Source organism: Herbaspirillum sp. 3R11, from assembly GCF_004563925.1.
Lineage (GTDB): Bacteria > Pseudomonadota > Gammaproteobacteria > Burkholderiales > Burkholderiaceae_D > Herbaspirillum.
Genome location: NZ_SPNJ01000001.1, coordinates 1,283,975 through 1,310,764, shown reverse-complemented (window position 1 = coordinate 1,310,764; position 26,790 = coordinate 1,283,975). Strand labels below are relative to the sequence as shown.

At 59.3% G+C, this 26,790-nt stretch carries 27 protein-coding genes; 8 read left to right on the top strand and 19 right to left on the bottom strand.

Annotated features, from left to right (window positions below):
* The first annotated feature begins 17 nt into the window (after nucleotides 1-17).
* Genes E4P32_RS06180 through E4P32_RS06170 form a run of 3 tightly spaced genes read left to right on the top strand, consistent with a single transcriptional unit; the run spans nucleotide 18 to nucleotide 1,708 of the window.
* Complete coding sequence (locus E4P32_RS06180; protein ID WP_199525568.1) at nucleotides 18-956, top strand: 3-hydroxyacyl-CoA dehydrogenase NAD-binding domain-containing protein; 939 nt, start codon at nucleotides 18-20, stop codon at nucleotides 954-956.
* Between the two features lie 50 nt (nucleotides 957-1,006).
* Nucleotides 1,007-1,279, top strand: coding sequence for a hypothetical protein (locus tag E4P32_RS06175; RefSeq protein WP_116432777.1), 273 nt, complete (start codon nucleotides 1,007-1,009; stop codon nucleotides 1,277-1,279).
* A 51-nt stretch (nucleotides 1,280-1,330) separates the two neighbouring features.
* Nucleotides 1,331-1,708: a Rap1a/Tai family immunity protein gene (locus tag E4P32_RS06170; RefSeq protein WP_135008709.1), complete on the top strand. Its 378-nt coding sequence runs from the start codon at nucleotides 1,331-1,333 to the stop codon at nucleotides 1,706-1,708.
* 2 nt (nucleotides 1,709-1,710) lie between these two features.
* Here the strand turns inward: E4P32_RS06170 and E4P32_RS06165 are convergent, their stop codons facing one another.
* From E4P32_RS06165 to E4P32_RS06160, 3 genes are all read right to left on the bottom strand, one after another.
* A complete protein-coding gene (locus tag E4P32_RS06165) occupies nucleotides 1,711-1,917 on the bottom strand; it encodes a hypothetical protein (RefSeq protein ID WP_233526544.1) in 207 nt (68 codons plus the stop codon).
* Nucleotides 1,918-1,933: 16 nt separating this feature from the next.
* Nucleotides 1,934-2,107, bottom strand: a complete 174-nt coding sequence (locus E4P32_RS24400; RefSeq protein WP_348533504.1) for a helix-turn-helix domain-containing protein — start codon at nucleotides 2,105-2,107, stop codon at nucleotides 1,934-1,936.
* A 384-nt stretch (nucleotides 2,108-2,491) separates the two neighbouring features.
* Nucleotides 2,492-2,746 (bottom strand): hypothetical protein, encoded by a 255-nt coding sequence (locus tag E4P32_RS06160; protein ID WP_116432778.1) that lies wholly within the window; start codon nucleotides 2,744-2,746, stop codon nucleotides 2,492-2,494.
* Between the two features lie 202 nt (nucleotides 2,747-2,948).
* Here E4P32_RS06160 and E4P32_RS06155 point away from each other — a divergent pair, with 202 nt between their 5' ends.
* Nucleotides 2,949-3,590 carry a response regulator transcription factor gene (locus tag E4P32_RS06155; RefSeq protein WP_116432779.1) on the top strand — a complete coding sequence of 214 codons (642 nt, stop codon included), beginning with the start codon at nucleotides 2,949-2,951 and terminating at the stop codon, nucleotides 3,588-3,590.
* Between the two features lie 41 nt (nucleotides 3,591-3,631).
* Here the strand turns inward: E4P32_RS06155 and E4P32_RS06150 are convergent, their stop codons facing one another.
* From E4P32_RS06150 to E4P32_RS06140, 3 genes are all read right to left on the bottom strand, one after another.
* A complete protein-coding gene (locus E4P32_RS06150; RefSeq protein ID WP_233526608.1) occupies nucleotides 3,632-5,833 on the bottom strand; it encodes an ATP-binding protein in 2,202 nt (733 codons plus the stop codon).
* 108 nt (nucleotides 5,834-5,941) lie between these two features.
* Nucleotides 5,942-7,390 carry a CoA transferase gene (locus E4P32_RS06145; protein WP_116432781.1) on the bottom strand — a complete coding sequence of 483 codons (1,449 nt, stop codon included), beginning with the start codon at nucleotides 7,388-7,390 and terminating at the stop codon, nucleotides 5,942-5,944.
* 142 nt (nucleotides 7,391-7,532) lie between these two features.
* Nucleotides 7,533-8,327, bottom strand: a complete 795-nt coding sequence (locus tag E4P32_RS06140) for an EAL domain-containing protein (RefSeq protein ID WP_116432782.1) — start codon at nucleotides 8,325-8,327, stop codon at nucleotides 7,533-7,535.
* Nucleotides 8,328-8,775: 448 nt separating this feature from the next.
* Here E4P32_RS06140 and fnr point away from each other — a divergent pair, with 448 nt between their 5' ends.
* Nucleotides 8,776-9,573 carry a fumarate/nitrate reduction transcriptional regulator Fnr gene (gene fnr / locus E4P32_RS06135; protein ID WP_116432783.1) on the top strand — a complete coding sequence of 266 codons (798 nt, stop codon included), beginning with the start codon at nucleotides 8,776-8,778 and terminating at the stop codon, nucleotides 9,571-9,573.
* A 12-nt stretch (nucleotides 9,574-9,585) separates the two neighbouring features.
* On the opposite strand, the gene E4P32_RS06130 is transcribed toward fnr, so the two are convergent.
* The 3 genes from E4P32_RS06130 to E4P32_RS06120 all read right to left on the bottom strand — a co-directional run bounded on the left by E4P32_RS06130 (nucleotide 9,586) and on the right by E4P32_RS06120 (nucleotide 11,824).
* Nucleotides 9,586-10,614, bottom strand: coding sequence for a zinc-dependent alcohol dehydrogenase (locus E4P32_RS06130; RefSeq protein ID WP_116432784.1), 1,029 nt, complete (start codon nucleotides 10,612-10,614; stop codon nucleotides 9,586-9,588).
* A gap of 69 nt (nucleotides 10,615-10,683) precedes the next feature.
* Nucleotides 10,684-11,337, bottom strand: coding sequence for a BON domain-containing protein (locus E4P32_RS06125; protein WP_116432785.1), 654 nt, complete (start codon nucleotides 11,335-11,337; stop codon nucleotides 10,684-10,686).
* A gap of 49 nt (nucleotides 11,338-11,386) precedes the next feature.
* Complete coding sequence (locus tag E4P32_RS06120) at nucleotides 11,387-11,824, bottom strand: universal stress protein (protein WP_116432786.1); 438 nt, start codon at nucleotides 11,822-11,824, stop codon at nucleotides 11,387-11,389.
* Between the two features lie 307 nt (nucleotides 11,825-12,131).
* Here E4P32_RS06120 and E4P32_RS06115 point away from each other — a divergent pair, with 307 nt between their 5' ends.
* Nucleotides 12,132-12,881 (top strand): universal stress protein, encoded by a 750-nt coding sequence (locus tag E4P32_RS06115; RefSeq protein WP_158559698.1) that lies wholly within the window; start codon nucleotides 12,132-12,134, stop codon nucleotides 12,879-12,881.
* Nucleotides 12,882-12,884: 3 nt separating this feature from the next.
* Here the strand turns inward: E4P32_RS06115 and E4P32_RS06110 are convergent, their stop codons facing one another.
* Nucleotides 12,885-14,159, bottom strand: coding sequence for a divalent metal cation transporter (locus E4P32_RS06110; protein WP_116433873.1), 1,275 nt, complete (start codon nucleotides 14,157-14,159; stop codon nucleotides 12,885-12,887).
* A 459-nt stretch (nucleotides 14,160-14,618) separates the two neighbouring features.
* Between E4P32_RS06110 and E4P32_RS06105 the strand changes: the two genes are divergently transcribed.
* The gene (locus tag E4P32_RS06105; protein ID WP_116432788.1) at nucleotides 14,619-15,449 is read left to right on the top strand and encodes a VOC family protein; all 831 of its coding nucleotides are present in this window, start codon (nucleotides 14,619-14,621) and stop codon (nucleotides 15,447-15,449) included.
* A gap of 63 nt (nucleotides 15,450-15,512) precedes the next feature.
* On the opposite strand, the gene E4P32_RS06100 is transcribed toward E4P32_RS06105, so the two are convergent.
* The 5 genes from E4P32_RS06100 to eat form a co-directional block, all read right to left on the bottom strand.
* Nucleotides 15,513-16,208, bottom strand: a complete 696-nt coding sequence (locus E4P32_RS06100; protein WP_116432789.1) for a hypothetical protein — start codon at nucleotides 16,206-16,208, stop codon at nucleotides 15,513-15,515.
* Between the two features lie 103 nt (nucleotides 16,209-16,311).
* Nucleotides 16,312-17,157 (bottom strand): ethanolamine ammonia-lyase subunit EutC, encoded by an 846-nt coding sequence (gene eutC / locus E4P32_RS06095; RefSeq protein WP_116432790.1) that lies wholly within the window; start codon nucleotides 17,155-17,157, stop codon nucleotides 16,312-16,314.
* An 18-nt stretch (nucleotides 17,158-17,175) separates the two neighbouring features.
* Nucleotides 17,176-18,573, bottom strand: coding sequence for an ethanolamine ammonia-lyase subunit EutB (locus E4P32_RS06090; protein WP_116432791.1), 1,398 nt, complete (start codon nucleotides 18,571-18,573; stop codon nucleotides 17,176-17,178).
* Between the two features lie 62 nt (nucleotides 18,574-18,635).
* Nucleotides 18,636-19,955 (bottom strand): HAD family hydrolase, encoded by a 1,320-nt coding sequence (locus E4P32_RS06085; protein ID WP_116432792.1) that lies wholly within the window; start codon nucleotides 19,953-19,955, stop codon nucleotides 18,636-18,638.
* 52 nt (nucleotides 19,956-20,007) lie between these two features.
* Nucleotides 20,008-21,381 carry an ethanolamine permease gene (eat, locus tag E4P32_RS06080; protein ID WP_116432793.1) on the bottom strand — a complete coding sequence of 458 codons (1,374 nt, stop codon included), beginning with the start codon at nucleotides 21,379-21,381 and terminating at the stop codon, nucleotides 20,008-20,010.
* A 222-nt stretch (nucleotides 21,382-21,603) separates the two neighbouring features.
* On the opposite strand from eat, the gene E4P32_RS06075 reads away from it, so the two are divergent.
* Nucleotides 21,604-22,596: a helix-turn-helix domain-containing protein gene (locus E4P32_RS06075; protein WP_116432794.1), complete on the top strand. Its 993-nt coding sequence runs from the start codon at nucleotides 21,604-21,606 to the stop codon at nucleotides 22,594-22,596.
* Nucleotides 22,597-22,602: 6 nt separating this feature from the next.
* Here the strand turns inward: E4P32_RS06075 and E4P32_RS06070 are convergent, their stop codons facing one another.
* From E4P32_RS06070 to E4P32_RS06055, 4 genes are read right to left on the bottom strand one after another with little or no spacing between them, the layout of a single operon-like run.
* The gene (locus E4P32_RS06070; protein ID WP_116432795.1) at nucleotides 22,603-22,971 is read right to left on the bottom strand and encodes a response regulator; all 369 of its coding nucleotides are present in this window, start codon (nucleotides 22,969-22,971) and stop codon (nucleotides 22,603-22,605) included.
* Nucleotides 22,972-23,007: 36 nt separating this feature from the next.
* On the bottom strand, nucleotides 23,008-23,559 hold the full coding sequence (locus E4P32_RS06065; RefSeq protein WP_116432796.1) for a hypothetical protein: 552 nt from the start codon (nucleotides 23,557-23,559) through the stop codon (nucleotides 23,008-23,010).
* Nucleotides 23,560-23,575: 16 nt separating this feature from the next.
* On the bottom strand, nucleotides 23,576-24,295 hold the full coding sequence (locus E4P32_RS06060; RefSeq protein ID WP_167735657.1) for a methyl-accepting chemotaxis protein: 720 nt from the start codon (nucleotides 24,293-24,295) through the stop codon (nucleotides 23,576-23,578).
* Nucleotides 24,296-24,353: 58 nt separating this feature from the next.
* Complete coding sequence (locus E4P32_RS06055) at nucleotides 24,354-26,774, bottom strand: ATP-binding protein (protein ID WP_116432798.1); 2,421 nt, start codon at nucleotides 26,772-26,774, stop codon at nucleotides 24,354-24,356.
* Nucleotides 26,775-26,790 lie beyond the last annotated feature (16 nt).

Genomic DNA, 26,790 nt, shown 5'->3' with positions numbered 1-26,790 from the left:
GGATATTGAAAGCGATTATGGTGAAGACAAACAGAAAGATTGCGGTGGTGGGCACCGGCGTCATCGGCGCGAGCTGGGCTGCGCATTTCCTGGCACAGGGCTTCGACGTGGCGGCGACGGATCCTGCCGAGGGCGCTGAAAAGCAGTTGCGCATGCTGGTCGACCGGTTCTGGCCGGCGCTGGAACGCATCGGTTTGAAGGAGGGCGCCTCGCGCGACCGGTTGAGTTTTTACACGTCGCTGGCGGACGCCGTCGCCGGCGCCTATCTGGTGCAGGAGAACGGCCCTGAGCGCATCGACATCAAGCGCGCGCTGATTGCCGAGATCGACGCCTTTGCACCGCCGGACGCCCTGATCGCCACCAGTTCATCAGGTATCGTCATCAGTGAAATCCAGGACGCCGCAAAGCACCCGGAGCGCGTTCTGCTGGGTCATCCGTTCAATCCGCCGCATCTGATCCCGCTGGTGGAAGTGATCGGCGGACGCCTCACCTCCGAGGATGCCATTTCCCGCGCCATGGAGTTTTATGATTCGGTCGGGAAGAAAGCAATTCACATCCGCAAAGAAGTGAAAGGCCACGTCGCCAACCGCCTTCAGGCGGCGCTATGGCGTGAGGCTTTTCATCTGGTGAAGGAGGGCGTCGTATCGGTCAGCGACCTTGACACCGCCATCGCCTACGGCCCCGGCTTGCGCTGGGCGCTGCTTGGCCCGTTCATGAACCTGGAGCTCTCCGGCGGCGCCGGCGGGATCGGCCACATGCTGGAGCATCTTGGGCCGCCGATCGAGTCCTGGTGGAAAGACCTGGGTGACGTCACGCTTGATCCCGACCTGATCGGACGCTTATCTCAGGGAGTCAAGGATGAACTGGGCGAGCGCGATATCGTGGCCGTGCAGTCGGAGCGGGATGATGTGTTGCTTTCGCTGTTGGCGCTTAAGGATGGGGCTTCGCATTTGTGAGTGCGTGGTTGGAGGCTCTAGGACATGCTAAGCCATAACAGGGGGGCGCAATGAAAACGATGTATACGGAAGAAGAAAAAGACCTGATTGTGAGGTTTAAGATGGCCGAGGCGAAAGCTATGTGCAGTAATGAGTATTCATTCCTGATTGCAATTCTTGCTTCTGCGGTAGTCTATTTGAAATGGGATAACTGGTTCTATCCAATAATAGTTTTCGGGCTTACGATATATTGGGTAGGGCGCGCCGAGCAGAAGATCGTAGATAAAATGGAACCGGCGTACGATAAGTTGATGGATGAAAAATATTCAGATGATGACGAATAGAAAACGCCCGGTTTCAAACCGGGCTTTTTGTCAGGGACCAATGAGGGGGATATGAAAAAAATCTTTTTTTTGCTCGGGCTGCTATTTTTTTCTACCGGAAGTCACGCCGATCCAACTGGATATTTTACGACCGGCAACGATTTTTTCGAGTGGACAGCAGACCCGAATAAGAGTGTCTATGCAACGGTATTCACAATGGCGGTGGTAGATGCGGAAACGAACGCATATGTCAGTGAAAAAGAGATTACAAATAATAAGCTGACGAGAAATTATTTTTGCACTCCGAAAAATGTGGTCGCTAAACAAATCACAGATTTAGCAAAAAAATATATTTCTAATCATCCCGAAAATCGACATCTACCTGCGGCAGTCTTAATCCGAGTTGCGATCATTCCGACATGGCCTTGCAGCGATAATCCTTACAAGTAACATCACTCGCAAGAAAACGTCAACGTGACCTCGTAATCGTCGTCGCTGCCAAGGCCTGGAATCCATGCGCCTGCCATTGATGCCAGTTCGCCGACCTTGTTCAGGTTGCGGTTGGTCGACTCGCTGACGATGCCCTTGTATTTGGTTTCCTCGGTGGCGATAACGTGGCGCTTGCTGGACTTGCTGCACGTCGACGCGGCGACTTTCAATGCCGAGCCCTAGGCTTCATTTTGAGATTCGCCGAAGCCGGTCGTGCGGAACGTACCGCCAGCCATTGAGCCAGTTCTTGACAGACCGTTCTGACCGGCGAAGGCGTCGTGCGACGTCCTTAACCGGAACCCCCTGAACGGAGTACGCAAATTCGTTCGGGTTCCCATACCGCAAATTTGGATAGCGCATAATTGATGTTGTTTTTTTATAAAGAAAGAGCCGCCAGATTGTAGTGAGGCGGCTCCGTCCTTGCAGGTATGTGGCTTGGTGCTGGTAGTGTATTAGTTCGTATAATTTACATTATGTAAAATGATATCCAATGTTTGTTTAGTTCACGGGCACCCGGTCATACGCCTGGCTTACCTTCATGGCATCTCCCGAAATCGATTCAATATCCAGGGGGGAAAACTGCATGGCCGGATCGCGTTAAAAAATTATTGGGAATTCATAAATCTGTCGCCCGCCTTGAGCCGGCAGTCCCATTCAAGCCAGGTTTCGCCTTCACATTCCGTTCAGTGTGGTCAATGCTTGTCCATAGAAATAAACGATGCCAGCGCCATGGTCGCAAGAAAATTATTTGGATAAGTGCTGCCACCAAAAAGGAAAAATACTCTGGCGCCGAATGAGAAAAATGTCGTGGCTCGAAAATGACGATACGCAGTCGCGGCCTGATTTGAATGGGGCAAAAACGATTTCTTTCCCGTCCAGAACCATCAGATTTTTCAGCGTGCGGCCACTATGGAGCTTGACGTCGATCCAATGAATGCCATCACCCATTTCAGGTCCCAGTTTGTTGCGCAGTTTCGCTGGTATCTCAATTCTGGTCATAGGAATGCATGTTTGCGTTTTAGATGATCGACATGGTTACCAGCGGAATCCCAAAGCAGCTGAAAGATCTGCGCCAACTGTGATAGAACGATAGCTTCATGAGGCGGCTTTGCCATCTATACAGAGGTATGTATCGCCGCAAAAGAATTGTGTGTATCTTTCCTACTTTTCAGCTATTTCCTCGCGCGCCGGACTCAAACTTATGACAACGACTACTCTTATCGTTGAAGATCACCCGCTCTACCGTGGCGCACTGGTGCATCTGATGCATGTCGTGCTCAGTGAGGCGATTACCTTGGAGGCTTCTTCTGCCGAGGAAGGACTCCGCATGGTTGATCAGGCTGAGAACCTGGCTGTGATCATGCTTGACCTGGGGCTGCCTGGATTACGCGGGGTGGATGCGATTGCATCTTTCAGATACAAGTGCCCGTCAGCGTTGATTGTGGTCGTCTCGGCCTCGGAGGATAGGCGCGAAACCATGGCGGCGATCCGTTCCGGTGCCAAAGTGGTTCTGTCAAAAGCCGTGTCAACCGAGGTGATGGCCGATATCATGCGGCGCTTGCTGAACAATGAGTTGCTCGAGCCGGTGTGGATTACGGCCAATGGCAAGATTGCCATTGATGAAGAAGCGTCCGTCAAATTGACGCCCCGCCAGCAAGAAATCCTGGTGCTGCTCTCGTATGGACAATCCAACAAGGAAATTGGTCTGCGTCTCGGGCTGGCAGAAATCACCGTGAAGATGCATGTCTCGGCGGTGTTTCGCACCTTGAAGGTGGTGAACCGGACCCAGGCGGTATCGGCTGCACGGCGCCTGGGTCTGTATCAAATCAGCGAAGTCGGATAGCAAGGCGTCATGACTGTGGCGACGATATCGCGCCGTTTCGCTCAGGCGTCGGGAAATTCCTGTTTGTCGTTCACCAGCTTGGCCAGCGCCGCGTGCAGTATGTGATCCAGAACCGGCTTGTGCAACACCGTCAGGCCGCTGGCCTGAATTTCCTGGACCCGCTGCGGGCCGGTATCGCCGCTGATCAACAAGGCCGGGATATTTTCGTTGTACTCGCTCCGGATTGCATTGATCACGTCGATACCGGTTTCATTGCCGCGCAAGCGGTAATCGCATAGCAATGCAGCAGGTACGTGCGAACTGAGACTGAGCTGTTCAATCGCCGCGCTACCCGAAGTGGCGGCAATCACCGTACAGCCCCACTGCTCCAACAGTGTGCGGGTGGCATCCAGAATCACAGGTTCATCATCTACCACGGCAACCAGGGCCCCAGCCAACTCGCCCTCAGTGCCGCGCGCCGGCATGACGCGACCGAGCAGCAGGTTTTCGGCATGCACCAACGGCAGATCGAGTGCAAACATGGAGCCCTGCCCTGGCCTGGAAATCAGAGTCATACGTGTATCCAGCAACACGGCCAGGCGTTGCACGATGGCTAGGCCCAGCCCCAGCCCTTGCCTTCTGTCGCGTTCGGGATTACCGACCTGGTAAAACTCTTCGAATACCTCCGCCTGATGCTCTGGCGCGATCCCGGGGCCGGTGTCATACACCGCCAGTTGCAGCTGATTGCCTTTTCGGCGGCAGCCCACCAGAATTTTTCCGTGCTCGGTATAGCGCACGGCATTGGCCATCAGATTGCTCAAAATGCGCGACAACAAGACCGGATCGCTTTTCACGAATGCCGAGCACGGCGCGACATGCAGCGCCAGGCCCTTGGCTTGCGCTGCCGGCAGAAACTCCATTCTGACCCGCTCAAGTAGCTGTTCGATCGGAAAAACGCCGATTTCCGCCTGCACGATGCTGGCATCCAGCTGCGAAATATCCAATAAGGCGCGGAACATTTCATCCATGGTTTCCGCGCACAGGCGCACGTTCGCCAGCACCGGCAGCGCCGACGGTGGCAATTGGTGCAGGGTCAATGCTCCCAGATACAGGTTCAGTGCGTGCATGGGCTGGCGCAGATCGTGGCTGGCCGCGGCCAGAAAGCGCGACTTGGCTTGATTCACCAGTTCCAGCTGGTGGGAACGCACCTCGGCTTCGCTCTTCAGGCGCTCCGCCTCGCTCACCGCGGTTTCCAGTACGCCGGCCATATTGTTGAAGGCGCGCCCCAGCAAACCGATTTCATCGCGGCGGCGCAGCTTGACCCGCGCCGACAATTTGCCGGCCGTCATATCCAGCACGGCGGCCATCAAATGATCAACCGAATCCACGATCAGCGAATTGCCGATCCACCATGCCGCCAGCAAAATGGCGCAGATGGCTGCTGACAAGATCAGCAAGCCGCGCTTCAATGTCGCATTGGCACTGGCGTAGGCATCACCTCTGGGAATGCTGACCACCACGTAGAAATTGTGTTCGCCGTAGGGGATGCGCGCAAAGGCATTCAGGCGTTCGGGACCATCGCTGCTGGAAAACACGCCGTCATCGTTACCGGTCAACAGTTTGGAGAACAGCGCGTCTTTCTTTCCCACCATGGCGTTTTGGTCGGGGCTGTGTACCAGGATCGTCCCATTGCTATCGTACAAGCTCAGAATCGCGCCTTTCGGCAGCCGCGGTGCAATGGTTTGGGAAAGCCAGGAGAGATTGACGGTTACCAGCATCACCCCCGCCAACTTCTGACGAGCATCGAAAATCGGGCCGGCGAATGGCACAATCGGCGCTTTGATGATTTTGCCGAAGACGTAGCCGCCGGTAACCGCCTTCTCCATGGTCCGCACTTGCCAGAAATATTCGCGGTCGCGCACATGCATGTTGCCAGGTTCGCCCTTGCGTGCCGCGCAATAGATATCCCCATTCAAGTCAATCGCGACGAAATTGAAAAAATTTTCCGGCTGGTTCACGGCATTGAACAGCAAATCGGCGAAGCGCCGGTTACAGGCTTCATGATCCTTGCCTGACACGATCGGGTCGCGCGCCAGCAAGGCAACCATGGTTCTGGTTTGACGGTCCAGATCGCGCTGGTAGTTGCTGATCACATGCACCCATTCCAGCGCCGACTTTTCAGCTTCACTGATTGCCAGCTGCCTGGATGAGGCCGTGTTGTACAAGATCACGCCCAAGGCCGGCAAGACGGCAATGAAAACCACGATCAGCAACTTGGCTCTCAAGCCGCCGATATTTAGCGATCTTGTCGGAACCATGGTGCTAGCGATCTTCGCAACGGCGGCATAGGCTGGATGTCAAGGTCAAACCTGTCAAAGTCGAATCGGACCAGGCGGGTTATAGATAATTGGGGAGTTCTCCGGCCATACTGGTGAATTCGCCGCCATCGGCGCCGAGGGAAATTCCCAATAGGGTTTTGTTTCTGAATACGAGGTAATTGGCCCCATGAAGCGCAGCATACCGTAAGGCGTTTCTCGCGTGGTCTCCAGCCGCCCCGATAATTCTGCGGACGGCCCCGGAACTGGCTGCCATTCATGTGGCAGCAGACGGCCAAAGGACTGAGTCCACATGGCGCTACGGCACAAGGAAACCCGCACATGGTAGCTGCCGCCCTCTTTGGCTCGCCGCAACAGTGCCGCCAGCGCGCCATAAGCGCCGAGATAACCGGTGATGTAGTCGTTGGGATAGACCGGACTCACCGTGGGATTGTCCGCCCCGCCCTGGGCAACCGCCATGCCGGTGACGGATTGGGCCAATTGTTCCCAGCCGCCGCGCTCGCCCCACGGCCCGCTCTCACCGTAGCAACTGAGCGACACATAGACAATGCCGGGTCGCTGGCGGGCAGCGGCTTCAGCCGAAAAGCCCAGTCCCGCCATCTTGCCGGGACGATAGCTCTGCACAAAAATGTCAGCGCTTTTCAGCAGACTGTTCAGACGCTCTGCATCGGGCGTCTGGGTCAGGTCAAGCAGCGTGGAGAGTTTGCCGTGGCCGGTATCCATCACGAATGAGGGAATCACAGGATGGGAGGGCTGACGCACTCGCAGCACCGTCGCGCCCTGTTCCGCCAGGGTGCGGGTGCACATGGGGCCAGCCAGAACATGGGTGAGATCCAGCACCCGAATTCCCTCCAGCGGGCGTGTTGCCGCACCCATGGCTTCCGGTGCGCTATCGCCAATGCGTTCAATTTCGATGACCGGCTGACTGGCCAGCAGCCGACCTTGCGGCGTGTTCAGCCACTCTTCCTCGCTGCGCGCAATACCGCCGCACAATTGGGCTTTGGCGATGGCATCTTCCAGAGCTGCAGAATCCCAGGTCGACACGGCTTTTGCGATGGATGCTGCCTCGTTGGGACAGTTCAGCAATTTCAGCAAACCATCGCGCAAATGGGGGTAGCCGGCATGCATAAAGATGTGACGGCCATCGCGGCAGCGGTAGAAATTGGTCAGCGGGTACGCCTCGTCGGGATAGGGCACCGGATAGCCGCGTTGACGCAAATGCACAACGCTCTTGAGCGACACGGCGGCATCCGCTATATCGACCGAGACGGTCTGCGCCCTGCCGCTGCGCTGGTGCCAGATCGAAGAGATGGCGGCCCCTTGAGCCGCCAGCACCGTTGCCGCGGCAGTCCCCAGCAAAAAGGGAGTCGGAAACACCGGATCACGGCCGGTGATATGGACGTTACCGCCCGGCGGGATAGCGACGCCGCCCAATTCCAGCAATTCACACAGAGCCAGATCAATTGCCGGTGCATACGTTTTCATTCTCTCTCCATCGCGCTTGCGGATTGTTTATCACTAAAACAAAAATGATAACCGGAGCAGCGTGATGCATCGATACATACTTCCGTATAGGCGAGGTGTTGAGCGCCAGTCTGATGCCTCAATACCGGCAGTCGGCAAAATCCTAAAGCCAGGCCGACTCAGGAATCCTGCTCAACGCCTTGAACCCAGGTTTGGCGAACCAATACCCTTGCATGAGCGTGACGCCTATGCTCAGGAAAAAATCCCGCTCGGCACGGGTTTCGACACCCTCAGCAAGCACGCGGATGTTCAAACTCTTGCAGATAGCGGCGATCCCGGTCACGATTGCCTGGCGTGGCTTGTTGCTGTCCACATCGCGCACCAGGTCCATGTCGATCTTGATGAGATCGGGCTGATACTCCGCCAGCAAGTTCAACCCGGCATAGCCGGCGCCAAAGTCATCGATGGCGGTCTGGAATCCAAAGCGATGGTACTCCTTGAAGATGTTGACCAGGTGCGGCCGGTCCTGGACACGCTCGCCTTCGGTCACTTCGAAGATGATGTTTTCAATCGGGAAGTTATGTTTGCGTGCCGCCGCGAACGTGCTGCGGATACAGACTTCGGGGCGATACACCGCGTTGGGAAGAAAGTTGATCGATAACAGTTCGGTCATCCCGAGTATCGATGCCCCCTCCACCGCCTTCACTCGACATGCCTGGTCAAACCGGTAGCGATTGTTGTCGTTGACTTGCGCCAACACGCTGGCGGCAGACTCCCCTTGCGGACCGCGCACCAGCGCTTCATACGCATAAATCGATTTCGTTGCGAATTCGACGATCGGCTGGTAGGCATATTCAAACTGAATGTCCAATTCTTCAGAGTCGAGGCAGCCGCTGCAACCGCGTTCGAGCGCTTGGCCCTCGCTGTCGCCAGGGATGTCCGGGCGTATGGGGATCATGTGAATTCCATCCATCAAGATTTGTTTGGAATCGCCATCATGCCCCAGGAAGCGATATTGTTTGTATTTTTATTGCGTCGCCTGTCGATCCGGCGAGAGTCGAGATGATGTCGCGTCCGCACGAACTGACGTCATCGCGAAAACCGCTGCACTTCTCGCCACCCTATCCATTCTTTCGCCGCCTGTTTCATCACCTCGGTCACATTAAAGCGCGAGTAACCCCAATAATTCGGTCGTGGTCCGACCAGAATATCCATCGACTTTAACAAAGCGAGAACTGTCACGAGTTCTTATTTTGTCCTGCCTTCCGGCCAACATGCAGACCCAATCGACGATCATTTGATCCAGGACAGGTAAACGCGAGCCAATACCTTTTTTCAGCGTGAGAAAGCGTACACTGGCCTCATCTCAGGACCTTTTATCAACCGTATGTCCGTCGGAGTCAATCATGAACCATGCCCTGAATTTCACTGCCTCGCGTTCCCCGCCCGCGCAGATCGTTGCTCTCGGCTCGGCAGCGAGGAGCTGCTCCGGCTGCAGCATGCATCAGCTGTGTTTGCCGACCGGCCTCAATGACTGCGACACGCAGAGGCTGGACAAGATCATTTCCCGCCGCAAGATCCCGCGCGACAGTTTTCTGTATCGGATCGGAGACCGCTTCACTTCTTTATACGCCGTGCGTGTAGGCCATTTCAAGAGTTACCAGCAGAACCTCGCCGGCGATCGTCAGATCACGGGGTTTCAGATGAAGGGGGATTTGCTTGGGATGGACGCCATCAATACCGAACGCTATCAGTGCGATGCCCTCGCCCTGGAAGACAGCGAGGTCTGCGAAATCCCGTTCCAGATGCTGGAAACCTTGTTTGCGCAGATGCCTACCCTGCTCCACCACTTCCATCGCACCCTGAGCCAGGAGATCACCAACGAGCAGAAGATCATCATGCTGCTGGGGAACATGCGCGCCGAACAGCGCTTTGCCGCTTTCCTGGTCAGCCTGTCGATCGCCTATGCCGCACGCGGCTACTCGGCGACCCGCTTCCAGTTGCGGATGACGCGGGAAGATATCGGCAACCATCTGGGCCTGACCATCGAAAGCATCAGCCGCATGATCGCCAAAATGCGCAAGGATGTCCTGATCCAGGTGCGCCAGCGCGACGTCGAAATACTCGACATGCCGGCGCTGATCAGACTGGCGTCCGGAACCGAGACGTTGACTTCCTCGCCGGTGTGCCACCCGCAGCACTGATCCGGCGTCTTCTCACGAGAAATCCAGCACCACCCGCGACGGCACGTCGCCGCGCTGCAAGCGCTCGAAGACGTTGTTGAGGGCCGAGAGCGGTTGCAACTCGATATCCGCCTTGACCTTGCCGGCGGCAGCGAATGCCAGCGCTTCGGCCATGTCCTTGCGCGTGCCGACGAACGAGCCGCGTATGGTGATGCAGTTGGCCACCACATCGAACAATGGCGTGGGAAATTCTCCCGGCGGAAGGCCGACCAGCACGCAGGTCCCGCGCTTGCGCGTCATGGCGACGCCCTGGTGGAATGCCTCCAGCGACGGTGCGGTAATCAGCACGCCGTGCGCGCCGCCATCGGTAACTTCACGCAGGCGCGCAACCGGATCGCCGACACGCGCATTGATGACCGCATCTGCGCCGAGACGTTGGGCGTGGGCCAGCTTGCCGTCATCGATGTCAACCGCGCAGACGCGCAGTCCCATCGCCTTGCCGTATTGAACCGCCAGATGGCCAAGGCCGCCGATGCCTGACACCGCCAACCATTCGCCTGCCTGCACCTGGCATTCCTTGATGCCCTTGTAGGAGGTGACGCCGGCGCAGATGATCGGGGCAGCCGCGGCCGCTTCCAGTCCTGCGGGGATATGGGCGACATACCTGGGATCGGCCAGGATGTATTCCGCAAAGCCGCCGTTCTTTGTGTAACCGCCGAACTCCGCCTTGGCGCACACGGTTTCCCATGCCGCCAGGCAGTGCTCGCAATGGCCGCACGCCGAGTAAAGCCATGGCACGCCGACACGCTCGCCCATTGCCACTTCAGTGACGCCGGCGCCCAGGGCAACCACCACGCCTATTCCTTCATGTCCCGGCACAAAAGGCAGGGATGGCTTGACGGGCCAGTCGCCGCGCGCTGCATGCAGGTCGGTGTGGCAGACGCCGCATGCCTCCGTCTTGACCAGAATCTGTCCGGGCCCCGGCGACGGCAGCGGGATTTCCTTGATGACAAGCGGTTCGCCGAATTGTTCGACTACCGCGGCGAGCATGGTGTTTTTCATGGCATTGCCCAATATGATGCGGCGTCATCGTCTGACGCCGTGAAGCAGAAACCGGACCGACGGCAACGCTCAGTAAACAATTGACAGCTTGTCGACGACTTTGTGGACGCCGGGAGTCCTCGCCGCTGCCGCAAACGCTTCCTCGCGCTCGGCCAGCGACGCGACCGTTCCGTTGAGTGTGATCTGGTCGCCGTTCACCGCCACCTCTATCGCTTTCACGGTCGAATGCGCCCGCCGCTGCAAGGCGGCTTCGATATGGGTCTTGATGTCGACCGGCCGGGCCAGATGTTTCACCGCGATCTGGTTGCTGATGCCGATGACGCCGAGCAGGCTGCGCAAGGCTTTCTCCGCCGCCATGCGTTGATACTGATGCTCCACGTCTCCGCTCAATGTGATCCAGCCATCCTCCGCCATGATCTTGACGCTGTTCAGTGGCACCAGAGCGTTCCACTCGAGCCCGTGCGCGGCCGTCCTTGCAATGTCGGCGTCCGTGCGACGGCTTGAACCCGGCAGCACGACGTCGATTTCCACCGCCAGCCCTTGCACGCCGGCAACGCGCTGCGCGGCTTTTTCGGCGGCATATTTTTCCGCGTAGCTGTCCAGGTTGCCGGACAAGGTGACAACGCCGTCGCGCACCTCCACGCCAATCTCGTTGTCGTTCACGGCTGCATCCCACGCCAGTTCGGCGGCGACGTCCTGCTTGATCTGAGAATCTGTTTTCATGGCAATACCTTTACGCGGTTATAAGTTGTGTCGCCGGGTTGCGGCGACTTCATTTGAATACCAGCACCGGGATCTTGCTGTACGTCAGGACCTTCTGCGTTTCACTGCCCAGTATCAGTTTGTCCAGTCCCCTGCGACCGTGCGAGGCCATGAAAATGGAGTCGCAGCCGTATTCGGCGGCAAAACGCAGTATCTCTTCATGGGCATGCGTGCCCTTGACGGTATGGACTTCATAGTCGGCGCCTGCTTTTTCCGCACAGTCGGCGATGTAGTCGGCATTGAGTTTGGATTGCGCGAATGTCTCTTCTTCGATCCCCTTCAGGTCGTACCCGGCGCCGAGCGCGGGCATGACCAGGTTGGGAAAGATTTCGGAGACGGCCAGGCCGACAATCTTGCTGCCGTACAAGGCGGCGAAATCCACTGCGGCCAGCACCGCTCGTTTGGACAGTGCCGAGCCATCCGTTGCCAGCAATATCTTTTTGAGCATGGTGCCTCCAGGAGAACGAATGCGATGAAGGACATCGTATGCCTCACCGGGGACTATCCATTTGACCTGGATCAAAATGGCGCCAGCCAGAAAATGTGCTTGTCGCGCCGCAGGTTCTTGCCGTTTCGTTTGATACAGGTCAATTCGATCCAGGTCTGAACCGGTACCATGTCCTGATCAGACGGGCCTCACGTCAAGGAACCACGCAATGCGCTACCGATCCATTCTGATTTACGTCAGCAACGCCATCGATCTGGAACACCGCATCCGACTCGCTGCTCGCCTGACATCGGGTGAACCTGCCACCGTGATCGGCCTTGCCATCTCGGGCGTATCGAGATTCATGTCGCAAATCCTTCCGGCAACGAGCGGCAGCGGCAAGGACGTGCTTCCCTCCGAAGGACAAGAACGCCGCGAAAAAAAGCATCTCGACATGGCCGCTTCATTGGAGCGATTCGAGGTCCTGGCGCAGGAATGCGGCATTGTCAGAACCCAGACGCTGTATGTCGACGACGATGCCGCGACCGCGCTGAGCAACTACGGCAATGCCGCCGATCTGATCATCCTGGGCAAAAGCGAACTGCACGGCGTCAACGATGGCAAGGAAAGCGACTTCATCGAGTTTGTCGCGCTCAATGCAGCCGCGCCGGTACTGATGATCAGCGAAAAGCCTTTTTCCCGGCGGCATGCGCTGATTGCATGGAACCGCAGCAGCGCCGCCTCCCGCGCCGTGCGTAACGCCATCCCACTATTGCAGGACGTCAGCGCCGTGAGCGCGGTCATTTTCGGCGATGGCATGGTTCCCGATGCCGGCGCGTCGGCCTCAGAAGACGAACTCAATCAATGCCTGACGTCGCTCGGCAAACCTCTCGCCGTCCTGCATCGTCCGGCCACGGCAGATGTCGGGCATGCATTGCTGGCGCTGGCGGCGGAGCTTGATGCCGATCTCATCGTCATGGGTTGTGTTGCGCATCCACGCTGGCGCGGGGTCCTGCTGGGCGGGACAACCGGCGTCGTGATCGCGGAGTCGCCGGTCTCGCTGTTGTTATCGCGGTGACGTCTAGAGCGTCACCAGCATGGCGACCACGGCAATTGCCATCATCAGCGCTGCCAGCCAGCCGAGGATTTGCAATTTGCGTCTGATCACGAATGTTCCCATGATGTCCGCCCGCGAGGCCATCAACATCATCACCGTCATGATCGGAACCGAAATCACACCATTGACGACTGCGCTCCAGTACAAGGCCTTGATGGGATCGATGGCGCTGAACCCGAGGCCGGTCCCCACCACCGTCGAAACGATGATGACGCCATAGAAAGCCTTGGCCGCATTCAGTTTGCTGTCGAGACTGTTCTTCCATCCGAAGGCGCCTGCCATGGCGTACGCCGATGCGCCGGCCAGTACCGGAATGGCAAGCAGGCCCGTGCCGATGATGCCGGCGCTGAACAGGAAGAAGGCAAAGTCGCCGGCAATCGGTCGCAAGGCTGTTGCCGCCTGCGCCGAGGTCTGGATACCGCCTACGCCGTGCAGGTTGAGCGTCACGGCGGCCGTGAGGATGATGGAGAAGGCCACCAGGTTAGAAAATCCCATGCCGATATAGGTATCGAGCTTGATGCGTCGCAGATTGGCTTTTGCCTGCTGCGGCGCGTGGATCAGCGGCAAGGCGCCCGGCGTCGCCAGTTGCTCTTCCACTTCCTGCGAAGCCTGCCAGAAAAACAGATAGGGACTGATGGTGGTGCCGAAGACTGCAACGACCGTGGTGATGTATTCCGTCTTCCACGACAAATGCGGTGCGACGGTGCGCAGCGCTACCTCCGTCCATGGCACATGGACCACCAACGCCGTCGCCATATAGGAAAGCAAAGCCAGTGTCAGCCACTTGAGGATGCGGACATAACGCTTGTAGGCCACGAATACCTGCAGCAGCAGAGACAACAGACCGAACCCCACAGCATAAAGCTGGCTGGGACCGCCCAGGATCAGATGCAAGGCATCGCCCATGGCGGAGACGTCGGCCGCGATATTTATCGTATTGGCCAGCAATAGAAGCGCGATGACGACGTACAACAGCGATTTGGGATAGTGCAAGCGGATATTGGTGGCCAGGCCGTGCCCGGTCACGCGACCGATGCGGGCGCTGACGATTTGGATGCCGACCATCAGCGGATAGGTGAACAGCACTGTCCACAACATGCTGAAACCGAATTGGGCGCCCGCCTGCGAATAAGTCGCAATGCCGCTGGGATCGTCATCCGCTGCGCCGGTGATCAGACCCGGCCCCAGCTTGTTCAGCCAGGAACCACCCTCTTCTTGTTCTTTTCCAGCGATATCCATATGCCGATCCGTTTGTTCGCCGACCATGTTGCGGTCGACTTACGGACGCTCCAGCTTGCGTCATCAGCAGCCAACGCACCATACGTTGCCCGATAAGATGACGCGCAGGCAAGTGGGCGAGATGGCCAACTGTACCATCAATAACAGATGCGGCAACAAGTCCGCGGAGATTCCAATTCCGTCATCCTTGACACGGAATCATCGTGTCGTTTTATCCAGGTGAATGAATGGCTTGCCGTAGAACGTGGAGTTTTTTTCATTGCATGGAGGCAACGACGGCTTGTATGTTCGATGTCTGACATATCGGCCAGATCGTTGGTTTGCTCAGATAGAAGCTGAAGCTCAGCTGAACTTGAAATGCCGCCGGAAGCGAACCGATTTCCTCGTTTTCCGTACAATGCCTGTCCGATAGCAGTTGATTTAGCCAGCATACTTTTCGTCCTTCAAAAATCAATCACAGTGAATCATTCCGCCACCCCAACACTCTCCGTCTCAGATCAACCCCAGGCAGCCCTGGATCATCTGGTCATCAACACCCACTACGACATCGATGCCGCCCAGGCGCTGTTCGAAGGACTGGGTTTCACCGTCACGCCACGCGGCTATCACACGCTCGGTTCGGTCAATCATCTTGTGGTGCTGGCCGGCGGCTATCTGGAACTGATCGGCCAGCCCCGCGACAGCGACAAGGTCCGGCAGGAAATCATCGACAGCCCGGTCGGCATCGATGGCCTGGTCTACGCTGTTGACGACATCGAGGCTTGCCACGACCGTTGGCTTGCGTTGGGTCTGGATGCGCAGCCGGTCCAGCATTTTTCGCGTCCGGTGCAAGTTGCGGACAAGTCGGTTGATGCGCGCTTTTCCACCGTTCGCCTGCGCCCTGGCCAATTTACCGCCGGTCGTGTCTACGCATGCCGTCATCTGACGCCGGAGCTGGTATGGCGTCCGGAATGGATGGCGCATGCCAATGGCGTGCGCGGTATTTCCAGCATGCTGGTGGTCGATAAGGATCCTGCGCAGGCGGCAGCAAGCTATGGCCGTCTGGGCCGTTGGGGTACAGACTTTGCGCTGGAATTCATTGATGCAGACGGGTTGCGGGGGTTCTTTGGAGAACTCGCTGCGTATATGCCGCAGCGTGAGGCGTTCTTTGCTTCGATTCGTTTCCGTGGTGGCGATCGCGGTCTTATTTCAGGCCGGGCGCGTGCGCTTGATTTGCCTGTGCGGGAAGATGCGGACACGCTGATGGTGGCATTGCCGGCGTTTCAAACCTTGCTGGAATTTGCCGGCTGACGGCAGATTCAAAAAAAAGGCCCCGGATCCGGGGCCTTTGCGTAACGAGACAAACATCCAGCTTCAGCTCGCTGCAACATCATCCTTCTTCAGCGCCTCAGCCAACTTGGACTTGATGCCCAGGTTCTGGGCGTTGTCGTCTTCATCCTTGCGTTTCTCGACCGTGACCGCGTGCGTGACCTGGTATTTGGTATATGCGGCCAGCAAGTCCGCGCGAAAATCCTTGGTGTCCTTGACCGGTTGCCATCCCTTGCTGCCCATTTCGTCGACGCCGATGTTGGCGCCGTTGAAGCTGAGGCTGTAGGTATCGTTCTTTTCTTCGTCCATGAAATCAAGGGCGAAAGCTTCCATGCCGGGGCTGGCGGATTTGCCGAGGAAGTCGCGCACCACGTCCTTCAGCGCGTTTTTACGCGCCATGTCCTGCTGACCGATCATGCCGTTGAGCGTGGTCTCCAGCGCAGGGTTGGCCTGCAGCATGGCCTGGAATTTGACGTTGCGGTTGTCGCCGGACAGCTCAAGGCCGTTGGCGCCGGTGGTGATGCGCAGGGCCGGCGGCACCGAGATGCCGAACTGGGACAGCGCGGCGCTCAGGGCGGCAACGGCGGCAGCGTCCGGGCTTGGAGCGACGGCCTGGGCTTCTGAGGCCTTTGCTTGCGCGCTCAACAAGATGCCGCTGAATGGCGCGTTGGTGATGGTTGGGGACAGTGCTTTGGCTTTGACGAACGAGGACAGGTCGTTCTGACTGGCTACTCTTAACATTTTCTCTCCCGCTGGATGGCAGCCGATATTGATTATTGTGTGACGGTCGCGGCAAGTATAACGAAAAAATGCATTTCCGTTGCTGCGCAGAACAGGCGAAATATCAGGTCTGCGGAACCTCACCCAACAGGAAGTTCGTCCCCGGTGCAGCCAGCGCCTGCGCGTCTCCCTCGCTTTCATCCTTGAGATCGACGCCAGTCAGCCGGCGCCGGTGTGCTTCCGCCAGCAGGTAGTCGAGCTTGCCGGCGGCTTCGTCATAGCGCATGCCTTCGGGCCGGACGTTGGAGATGCAATTGCGCTCGGCGTCAGTCATGCCCACACGCGGCATCCAGCTCAGGTACAAGCCCATGCTGTCGGGCGAGCTGAGGCCCGGCCGTTCACCGATCATGACCACCACCAGCCGGGTTCGCAACAGGCTGCCGATCTCGTCACCGATGGCGACGCGGCCCTGGCGCACGATGGTCGGTGGCGCTTGCGTCCAGTTGCGCGAAGCGATGCGTTGCTGCACTGCTTGCAGAAACGGCACGGCATTTCTGGCGATGGCCAGCGAGGACAAGCCGTCTGCGATCACGAAGGCAAGATCGTAAATCCGCTCTTCCGGCGCTTGCGAAGTGCCCGCAGCGCTGCTCAGCACCGCACGCGATGCGTCGCTGAGACGACGGCCGAGATCAGGGCGCTGCAAATAAGTCAGGCGATCCACGGCGGCGCTGTCGAGCACCTGGCACGCATCGGCGCCGGGGATGCTCGCCTGCTGCAACTCGCCACGCAGGGTCTCCGTATCCAGCGCCAGGTGCACAGCGTCGCGCGCCTGCGCGTGCGCCAGCTGGAAGGCCAGTTGCGGCGCGGTCGGCAAGCTGACGCCGGCGCGTCCCAAGGCAATGCGGGCGGCCGTGAACTGCCGTAGCGCTTGCCACGGATTGTCGATGACGGGGGATTTGTTGTCAGGCATCGCCGCTGCTCCCCGCCTTTAGGACAGCCGCCGCAAGGCATCGCGAAACGTTGGCGGCAAGCCGTCGTTGAGGCGGAACTGCGGCTCGCTGCTGAAGATCTGCATGCGTTGCAGCCATGCCTCGAATTCGGGCGCCGGCGCCAGTCCGAGCACGCGACGCACATACAGGGCGTCGTGGAACGAAGTGGTCTGGTAGTTGAGCATGATGTCGTCGGAACCGGGAATGCCCATGACGAAGTTGCAGCCCGCCGTCGCCAGCAGCGTCAACAGGTTGTCCATGTCGTTCTGGTCGGCCTCGGCGTGGTTCGTATAGCAGACGTCGCACCCCATCGGCAGGCCGAGCAGCTTGGCGCAGAAATGGTCTTCCAGTCCGGCGCGGATGATCTGCTTGCCATCGTAGAGGTATTCGGGGCCGATGAAGCCGACCACGGTGTTGACCAGCAGCGGCTTGAACTTGCGCGCCACCGCATAGGCGCGCGCTTCGCAGGTCTGCTGGTCCATGCCGTGGTGGGCGCCCGCCGATAGCGCGCTGCCCTGCCCGGTTTCAAAATACATGACGTTGTCGCCGACCGTGCCGCGCCCCAGCGACAGCGCCGCGCCGCGCGCTTCGTCCAGTATCGCCAGGTCGATGCCGAAGCTGCGGTTGGCGGCCTCGGTGCCCGCTATCGACTGGAACACCAAGTCCACCGGGGCGCCGCGCTCGATGGCGGCAAGCGTGTTGGTGACGTGGGTCAGCACGCAAGACTGCGTCGGGATCTCGTAGCGCGCGATGATCTCGGCCATCATCGTGACCAGATTGACCACTTGCGGCACGTTGTCGGTGGCGGGATTGATGCCGAAGACGGCGTCGCCGCTGCCATACAGCAGGCCGTCCAGCAGGCTCGCTGCGATGCCGGTGGCGTCGTCGGTCGGATGGTTGGGCTGCAGCCGCGTCGACAGCCGTCCGGCCAGGCCGATGGTGTTGCGGAAGGCAGTGACGACGCGACACTTCTTCGCCACCAGAATCAGATCCTGGTTGCGCATGATCTTGCTGACCGCTGCGGCCATCTCCGGCGTGATGCCGGGGGCCACTGCGCTGAGGGTCGCGCTGTCGACGTCGTCGCCAAGCAGCCAGTTGCGGAAATCGCCTACCGTGAGATGACTGATCTCGGCGAATGCGGCGGCATCGTGCTCGTCGATGATCAGGCGCGTCACCTCGTCGGTCTCATAGGGTACCAGCGCTTCATTGAGGAAAATGCGCAGCGGCAGTTCCGCCAGGGCCATCTGCGCCACCGCGCGCTGCTCCGCGCTGGCGGCGCCGACGCCCGCCAGCATGTCGCCGGAACGCAGCGGCGTCGCCTTGGCCATCAGGTCCCGCAGATCGCGGAACTGATGCGTGATGGCGCCGACGGTGTGGCTGAACTGATAGGACGGCACGTTTCCTTTTCCTCAGATGATCCCGACCAGATGTGGCCAGATGCGGTCAGGCGGTCAAACGATCAAAATGTCAGCAGCGGCGTCGTCTTGCCGTACTTGATACTGGTTTCCACCGGCAGCCAGTTGCCGGTCGACTCTTGCCGGCCTTGCAACAGGAAGCGCGGCTGGCCTGCTGTGATCTGCGTTGCCGCCAGTTTCGACAACTCGCCGATCTTGCCGTTCTTCATGCGGTTGACGATCAGGCCGTAGCGCGTATCGGCGAAGTCCCTGAGCATATCGTAATCGCCATCGCTGTCGCCCGCCACGAAAATCGGCCCGTAGCCTTTGGCGGCCACCAGCTCGCTCTTGATCGCCACCGTCTTGCCCGGTCCCCAGGTCAGCGGCCAGTTCTTCAGGTAGGCGTTCTTGTAGGTGCTGCCGTCGCGTTCGAGGCGCAGGCCGATGATGTTCTCGCGGGCCACGTTATAGCCGTACTTGGGATTGGTCGCGAACACCGCCACCACGTCCTCGAGCGAAGCGGTGCAGACATAGATGTCGATGCCGTGATCGCGGAACGTATCCATCATGCCGCCGACCTCGGTACAGAGGCGGATGCCGTGGAAGTGGCCGACACTGACCACGCCGGCCTTGCCGGGACGGTCGGCGGGGCTGGTGTATTTGACCTTGGTGAGCGCTGCGCCCAGGGCCGCATCGTTGGATGCTTCGGCCAGTGCCGACACTTCCGCCACGGTCATGTTGGCGAAAAAGTAGATCACCCACGGATAGCCGACATTGACACCGTGGGTATCGTTGACGGCTTCATACAGGTAATAGAGCTTGGCGCGGAAATCAAGGAATTCGCTGGTCGCGCTGATTTCTTCGAGCGACTTGGCGCCGGCGAAGCCTTTGTAATTCGCATGCAGGAAAGCGTAGTCGGCATCCAGGTCGGCGCAGATTGAATCGAGGTCCACCACCTTGCCGGCGGCATTCTTGAAATCTGCCGTGAACGGACCCGGCGGCACGTTCTGGCGAATGATCGCACTGAATTCGACCGGCGTGAGCTTGAACGACAAGGTGTTGATCTGATGCATCAGCAGCGCTTCTTCGCAGTCGTTCATGATGCTGGTGTTGTCCCAGTCGAACACCGCGTAAGGCTTCTTGCTGCTCTTGTAGCCGCGCGACGTGTTGCCATAGGCAGCGATCATCTGCTCCACCATCTGGCGATTGCGCGGCGCCCATTTGGCACGATCGAGACCGACCGGCGCCTTGACGGTTTTTGCCTGCGCCGCCAGTGGCGCGCCGACCATTGCAGCGCCGGCTGCGGAGGCCAGCGCGCGTCCCAGAAATCCCCGACGCGCGATTGCCTCTGTGGCTGTCGCGTTCCCCTGTTGATTGTTTTTCATGTGATGGACTCTCTTGTTGGTGACTCAAAGGTGGATGAAGCAAGCTGCAGAATCAGTTGCTGACGATCGCCGCCGCGCGCTGGCTGCCGGTCATCAGGAAATAGCCGTAGCCGAGCGCCAGGAACGCCAGGAAGATGACGAAAATCAGCGGGTTGTAATAGATCATGGTCGCCATGCAGACCAGCGCCCCGAACAGCGCGAACGCAGGGAAGAACGGATACAGCGGCGCTCGGAACGGCCGCGTCAGGCCGGCTTCGCTGCGACGCAACTTGAACAGGCTGAGCATGCTCAGGATGTACATCAGGATCGCGCCGAACACCGACATCGTGACGATATTGGCCGTCAGCGTCTGGCCGCCAATGGTGATCAGTTCATCGCTGTAGATCGCCGCGATGCCGACTGCGCCGCCGGCCAGGATGGCGCGGTGCGGCGTCTTGAACCGTGGATGCACCTTGGCGAAATAGGCAGGCAGGTAGGCTTCCCGCGACAAGGCGAATATCTGGCGCGAATAACCCAGGATGATCCCGTGGAACGACGCCACCAGGCCGAACAGGCCCAGCCACACCAGCATGTGCAGCCAGTTGCTGTTGGCGCCGACGATCAGCTTCATCGCCTGTGGCAGCGGATCGTTGATGTTCGACAGCTTGGTCCAGTCCCCTGCTCCACCGGCGAACAGCATCACGCCGATGGCCAGCACCACCAGCGTCAGGATGCCGGTGATGTAGGCGATCGGGATGGACCGCTTTGGATCCTTGGCTTCTTCCGCCGCCATGGCGACGCCTTCGATCGCCAGGAAAAACCAGATCGCGAACGGGATCGCCGCAAACATGCCCGGGATTGACGCCAGGCTGAAACTGTCGCTGCCGGACCAGCCGCCCTTGGTGAAATTGGCGAGCGAAAAGCCCGGCGACACCACGCCCATGAACACCAGCAACTCAAAGATTGCCAACAGCGTCACGCACAGTTCGAAGGTGGCGGCAATCTGCACACCGACGATATTGAGTGTCATGAATACCAGGTAGGCGCCCAGCGCCGCCAGCTTGGGGTCGACCGTCGGAAACTGCACGTTGAGATAGGCGCCGATGGCCAGTGCAATCGCCGGCGGTGCGAACACGAACTCGATCAGTGTCGCCGCGCCGGCCAGGTAACCGCCGGTCGGACCGAAGGCGCGCTTGCTGTAGGCGAACGGGCCGCCCGCATGCGGAATCGAGGTGGTCAGCTCCGTAAAGCTGAAAATGAAGGTGGTGTACATCGCTGCGATGAACAGCGCGGTGACGGTGAAGCCGAGCGTACCGGCCGATGCCCAGCCGTAACTCCAGCCGAAATATTCGCCTGAAATCACCAGCCCGACGGCGATGCCCCACAGCTGCAATGTGCTCAACACCGGCTTGAGACCTGCATGCTGGCTGGATGTCGCTGAATCCATATGAATGCTCCTGTGCAATGGCGAATGCGATTGATCGGAGACCAATCGGAACGGGGCAACGGCCGTTGCGGGCATAACGTTTGCTTGCAAACGTTTTCATTGACCCCGCTATTGAATATAACAACGGGGAAAAACCGGCGTTATCGAAAATCGGCAAAGTTGCGGTGCCATCACCTCACCGGAAATCGCCATGCTCACTTCAACGGGATAAAGCTCTTGTCAATGTTCCATCACTCATCTTCGTCGGCCCGTCCGGGTGCACCGCCGGTGCACATCGGCGAGGTGCTGCGCACCGTTGTCGCGCACGACGTGGATGAGCACGCCCACAATCTGACCAACTGGGAGCAACGCTACGACCAGATCACGCACGGTCGTTTTTGCGGCGAATTGAATGAATGGCAAGCCGACGGCTTGCAGATATTCCGTGAACGCAGCAGCCGCGCCGTGCTGCAATCCTGCTGTGTCTGGCCCGACGCCTTCTGGTTCGGCATCGAACCGCAGGCGCGCGGCATGCGCATCAACGGCCGCAACGTCGGCGCCGGCATGATCATGACGCAGCCCGGCCATCGCGAGTTTGAGCTGATGACGCCCGACGATCATGAAATTCTCGGTATCGTAATCCAGCGCAATACCCTGCTCGCTGCCGCTGACCGTCTGGGTTGCCGGATCGACTGGTCAAGACTGGCCGCAGCGGAACTGCTGCACGTCGGCCAGGACGCGCTGCTTGCCTGCGCGCAGCACATCCAGACCTTGCTCGATCCGCAGTCGCCCCAGAGCGCGCAGGCGATGCAGCAGGATCAGGTCATCACCGCTTTGCTGGCCATGCTCGATGCAGGCGAAGTCGAGAACGAAGCCTGCACCAGCCTGCTGCGGCGTCGACGCATTGTCGGCGATGCGCGCGACTACGCGATGGACAACCAGGATGTGCCGATCACGATTTCCATGCTGTGCGAACAGCTGCACGTGAGCCGTCGCACGCTGCAATATTGTTTTGAAGATGTGCTGGGCATCAGCCCGATGACTTACCTGCGCTCGTTGCGCCTGAACGGCGTGCGACGCCAGCTGATGCAGAGTGCCGCCGCCGGCGCCTCGTCTGAGGTCCGCATCGGCGACGTTGCCGCCGCCTGGGGATTCAGCAATTTCAGCCAGTTTTCCTGCGACTACAAGAAACTCTTCGGCGAGTCGCCGTCCAGCGCCTTGCGCACCGCCGCCTGAACAGACTCAGGCGCCGACCAGTTTCTTGAACGTCGCCAGCACGGCGTCGCCCTTGAACGGCTTGACGATCCAGCCCTTGATGCCGGCGGCCTTGCCGCGCTCTTTCATGATCGGCGAATTTTCCGTGGTCAGCATGATGATGTTGACGGCGGCGTTACCGAGTTCGCTGCGGATCTTTTCGGCCATGGTCAGGCCGTCCATGTTAGGCATGTTGACGTCCGACACCACCAGCTTGATCGACGGATCGCCCTTGAGTTTAAGCAGGCCGTCGCGGCCGTCCACCGCCAGGGCCACGTCGAGGCCGTTCTTCTTGAGGAAATCGCCTACTTCGGCGCGGACCGTGCTGGAGTCGTCGACTACGAGGATTTGTGCCATGGGTTCTCTATGGTTCTTTACGTTGGATGAATGAAGTTAAAACAGCTCGAGTTCGCCGGTGTCGCTGCCCAGTTCGTCGGCCGACACCGCAAAATCGATGTCGGCATAGGCCGACACGCTCAGCGTCACGTGGAAGCGCGGCGCGCCGTCCATGTCCACCGCGAAATGACGCACGTGCTGGCAGTTGAGCGTTTGCAGGTAGGCGGCACAGTTGCTGTCGATGACGTTGGGCGTCGACATGCCGATATGCGGGAAGAAATTGCCGAGGTCGCGGTTGAGGATGCCGCAGCACAGGTTGCCGCTTTCGGCGATGGCGTCCATGAAGGTCTGCTCGCTCATCTCGGCTTCGTCGATATTGTTGAGACGCGCGAAATGGGCACGGGTGGCCGCGTCGGGCGTGAAATAGAACATCGCCATCAGACGGAACAGATAGGACGACACCGTCAGCACCACCATCTTCTTCTCGGGAATCACGGCGTCGTCGTCCAACACCGACACCTCAACTTGTGCAGCGGACGGCGCCATGCCGGATTTCAGCGATTGGGTCAGCAGCGTGTCGAAGCCGTCTTTGGCGGATTGGGTCAGCATGGTCGGTTTCTCGCTATCAGGCGGCCAGCGCTTCTTTGGTTTTCTTGTTGATCAGGTCGAGGCCGATGACGGCGCCGATGATCATCTTGCCGCCCGCCTGCAGGTCCTGGAAAGTGGTGGTGGTGATCAGGTCGTTCTGGTACAGGTTGGCGCGATAGCTCTTGGACAGCTTCTCAGCGCGCTGCGCGAGGTCACGGACTTCCGACGCCACCACCGCGAAACCGCGGCCGTGGGTGCCGGCGCGCGCTGCTTCGATCGAGGCGTTGAGCGCGACAATGATGACCTGGTTAACGATCAGCGCGAACTCGTCGTTCTTGCGGTGCATCTCGCGGTTGTGCGTGATCAGCACATTCATGTCGTCGTGCCAGCGCTCGAAGGTGCGCATCAGGCCGAGCAGATTCGAGATGGTTTCCTGCGAGGCGTCGCAGTTCTCCAGCACACGCGCGACGCTTTGCGAATTCTGCGAACTCAGCTGCGCCACCACCTTCTCGGTGTCGCGCTGCGTTTGCGCTAGGCGCACGTCATTGTCGCGGCGTTGCGCTTCCAGCTCTTGCCGGTGCGCGTCGATATTCTGTTGATGCTCGTCCAGCGTCAGCTGGACGTTGCGTTTGAGTGCATCGACCTGGTCAACGTCAACCATGCGCCGCATGCGCGCCTTCTGCCGTTTCAGCATCAGGGCCAGCGGTACGCCAGACAGCAGCGCGCCCAGCAAGACGAAAAAAATCTGGTTCAACATCATGAAACGTTCCTTGCGATAAATCCGTTACGGCAATGTTTTGCCCTGCTCCACCCGTTCACGCCACCTGCGGATCGCCGCTTGCGGCCAGGATGCCGGCCGGCGCTGTCTGGTCGACATCCGGCAGAGGATAGGCGACGTCGATGCCGTCGACTTCCACCGCTATGTTTTCCGGCAGCAGCACATTGATCTGGAACGGACGGAAATCGGCGCCTTCAGCGTGGTCGAGGAACTCGATCTCGATGCGGCCGTGCTCTTGCGTCACGAAATCCAGCACCGCATCCATGCCGACGCCGCGGCCGGACACGTCGGTCACTTCGCTGCGTGTGGAGAAGCCGGCACGCATGATCAGGCGCGCCAGTTCGGCGTCGCTGAGCACGGTGTCGGAGGCGATCAGTTGCTTGTCGACCGCGGTGCGGCGGATATGCGCCAGCGCCAGGCCTCGACCATCATCGGACAGCGCCATGTGCAGCATGTTGCTCATCACGCCCAGTTGCAGGCGGATCGTGCCGGTTTCATTCTTGCCTTTGGCCTGGCGCTCGTCCGGTGTTTCCAGGCCGTGATCCATGGCGTTGCGGATCAGGTGCATGAAGACGTTCTGGAGCAGCGCGGAAGCGTGGGCGTGGATGACATAGCCGTTGTCTTCGATCGCCACCACCGGCGCCGCCTTGCCGAGTTCGCTTGCCAGCGCCGGCAGCGAGTCGGTGACACTGGCCAGGATGTCTGCCAGCGGTTCGGTGCCGAGCAGGCGCAAGGTTTTACGTACGGCGTTGCGGACCGCGACCAGTTCATGCAGGTTGGCGGTGTTCACCGTTTCCAGGCGGTGCAGGCTTTCCTGGATGTGCTTGCGGTCGATGGTCAGGATATGGCGTTCCACCGCTGCGGCCTGTTCCGGCGCAGCCTGGCGACCCAGCGTGACTTCATTGATGCGGGCGTAACGATCGATGGCGACGCGCACGCGGGCCAGATCCTGCACCAGGCGCTCCTGTTCCCAGACGGCGCCGGTTTCCGGATGGCGCAGGTCATCGTAGTGCTGCTCGACGTCGTGCACCACGTTGCTCAGGTGCAGCAGGCCGTAGGTGCGGCCGTTGCCCTTGATGGTGTGCATGTTGCGGAACAGCTTGGCGATGGCGAAGGCCGTGGCTTCCGGATTCTGATGGACGATCTGCTCGTTCTCGTCGAGGAAGCGACGTGAGGTGGCGATGAAGTCTTCGAACTTCGGCGCCGCGACGGCGAGGATTTCGCCGATCATTTCCAGTTCGTGTTTCTGTTCGTTGGCTTCCGCGGCCAGCTTGCGCAATTCGGTGACGTCGCGCACGCACAGCATCAGGCGGATTACGGTGTCGGCATCATCGGTGATCGGCGACCAGCTTAGGTCGAGGATCTTGACGCGGCCGTCAGCCATCTTCTTCTCGACTTCGCCGACCATCAGGTGTTCGTTGAACTCGAAGTTCATGATGTCTTCGCCGATGCAGGCGCCGCCGATAGCTTCGATCTGCGACAGCGTATCCGCGCCCAGCGTGGTGCCGGCGAACACGAGGTCCATCAGGTCGCGGCCGGCGATGTCGGTGGTCTCGAACACGGTTTCCAGGAAAGCGGAATATTCCGGATGGACCTTGTTGCCGTCGACCACGGTCAAAATGCCTTGCGGGATGTTCTGCAGCATGGCCTGCATGTCGGCGGTCTTTTGCTTGACCAGCGCCGAGGCTTCCTCGATTTTTTCGACCATGCCGTTGAAGGCGACGATGGAGTGGCCCACTTCATCCATGCGATCGACCGGCAGGCGGCGCGTGAAATCCTGGCTGGCGGCGATCTCGGTCATCATGGTTTGCATGCGGCTGATCGGGCCGGTGATCTGGCGATACAGCAGGAAGCCGATCAGCGCCAGTGCGATCACGGCCACGGCGGTGACGGCGGAAATCGTGGTGGTGGTCGAGGCCAGGTTCTGGTTCAGCGCAGCGATTGCGCTGTCCTTGCTGCGGTTCTTCTCGATGCGCAGCGTGTCGACCACGCCTTCGAGTTCAGCCTGGTATTGCACCACATTGCCGAAGAAGGATGCCTGCGCCAGCGCATCCTTGCCGGCCAGCTTGAATTTGGCGGTGCTGTCGATGGCGCCGAAATAGTTGTCGAGGCTTTCCTTGGCCTGTTCGATCAGGCCTTTCTGTGCCTGGCTTGCGGCCTGCCCTGCCTGGAACTCCAGCGCTTTTTCGAGCGTGGCCTTTTTTGCGGCGAGCTTTTCATTTTCCTGGATGACCAGTTGCGCGTCGGCCTCCGCCACCATCACCATGGCCGCCAGTTGCACATCCTTGAGTTGGCCCACCAGGTCCGAGGATGCCAGCACGCTCGGCACCACGCCTTCGGTCACCGACTTGACCTCGACCGCGCTGCTGCGCGACTGGAACACGGCGTAACCGCCGATGGCTGAAATGGCGATGAACGTAAGGATGACGAGCAAGGTAATGCGCAGACGGATAGTCATTTGTCTTTTCCCTGGA

What these genes read in the sequence shown, in the direction of transcription:
- E4P32_RS06085 (WP_116432792.1), bottom strand. Translation starts at nt 19,955, where the DNA reads ATGAAAAACAATCAACAGGGGAACGCGACAGCCACAGAGGCAATCGCG.
- E4P32_RS06120 (WP_116432786.1), bottom strand. Translation starts at nt 11,824, where the DNA reads ATGCTCAAAAAGATATTGCTGGCAACGGATGGCTCGGCACTGTCCAAA.
- E4P32_RS06065 (WP_116432796.1), bottom strand. Translation starts at nt 23,559, where the DNA reads ATGCTGACCCAATCCGCCAAAGACGGCTTCGACACGCTGCTGACCCAA.
- E4P32_RS06160 (WP_116432778.1), bottom strand. Translation starts at nt 2,746, where the DNA reads ATGACCAGAATTGAGATACCAGCGAAACTGCGCAACAAACTGGGACCT.
- E4P32_RS06175 (WP_116432777.1), top strand. Translation starts at nt 1,007, where the DNA reads ATGAAAACGATGTATACGGAAGAAGAAAAAGACCTGATTGTGAGGTTT.
- E4P32_RS06060 (WP_167735657.1), bottom strand. Translation starts at nt 24,295, where the DNA reads ATGTTGAACCAGATTTTTTTCGTCTTGCTGGGCGCGCTGCTGTCTGGC.
- E4P32_RS06180 (WP_199525568.1), top strand. Translation starts at nt 18, where the DNA reads ATGGTGAAGACAAACAGAAAGATTGCGGTGGTGGGCACCGGCGTCATC.
- E4P32_RS06055 (WP_116432798.1), bottom strand. Translation starts at nt 26,774, where the DNA reads ATGACTATCCGTCTGCGCATTACCTTGCTCGTCATCCTTACGTTCATC.
- E4P32_RS24400 (WP_348533504.1), bottom strand. Translation starts at nt 2,107, where the DNA reads ATGCGCTATCCAAATTTGCGGTATGGGAACCCGAACGAATTTGCGTAC.
- eat (WP_116432793.1), bottom strand. Translation starts at nt 21,381, where the DNA reads ATGGATTCAGCGACATCCAGCCAGCATGCAGGTCTCAAGCCGGTGTTG.
- E4P32_RS06075 (WP_116432794.1), top strand. Translation starts at nt 21,604, where the DNA reads ATGTTCCATCACTCATCTTCGTCGGCCCGTCCGGGTGCACCGCCGGTG.
- E4P32_RS06130 (WP_116432784.1), bottom strand. Translation starts at nt 10,614, where the DNA reads ATGAAAAACACCATGCTCGCCGCGGTAGTCGAACAATTCGGCGAACCG.
- E4P32_RS06170 (WP_135008709.1), top strand. Translation starts at nt 1,331, where the DNA reads ATGAAAAAAATCTTTTTTTTGCTCGGGCTGCTATTTTTTTCTACCGGA.
- E4P32_RS06125 (WP_116432785.1), bottom strand. Translation starts at nt 11,337, where the DNA reads ATGAAAACAGATTCTCAGATCAAGCAGGACGTCGCCGCCGAACTGGCG.
- E4P32_RS06140 (WP_116432782.1), bottom strand. Translation starts at nt 8,327, where the DNA reads ATGATCCCCATACGCCCGGACATCCCTGGCGACAGCGAGGGCCAAGCG.
- fnr (WP_116432783.1), top strand. Translation starts at nt 8,776, where the DNA reads ATGAACCATGCCCTGAATTTCACTGCCTCGCGTTCCCCGCCCGCGCAG.
- eutC (WP_116432790.1), bottom strand. Translation starts at nt 17,157, where the DNA reads ATGCCTGACAACAAATCCCCCGTCATCGACAATCCGTGGCAAGCGCTA.
- E4P32_RS06155 (WP_116432779.1), top strand. Translation starts at nt 2,949, where the DNA reads ATGACAACGACTACTCTTATCGTTGAAGATCACCCGCTCTACCGTGGC.
- E4P32_RS06145 (WP_116432781.1), bottom strand. Translation starts at nt 7,390, where the DNA reads ATGAAAACGTATGCACCGGCAATTGATCTGGCTCTGTGTGAATTGCTG.
- E4P32_RS06110 (WP_116433873.1), bottom strand. Translation starts at nt 14,159, where the DNA reads ATGGATATCGCTGGAAAAGAACAAGAAGAGGGTGGTTCCTGGCTGAAC.
- E4P32_RS06100 (WP_116432789.1), bottom strand. Translation starts at nt 16,208, where the DNA reads ATGTTAAGAGTAGCCAGTCAGAACGACCTGTCCTCGTTCGTCAAAGCC.
- E4P32_RS06070 (WP_116432795.1), bottom strand. Translation starts at nt 22,971, where the DNA reads ATGGCACAAATCCTCGTAGTCGACGACTCCAGCACGGTCCGCGCCGAA.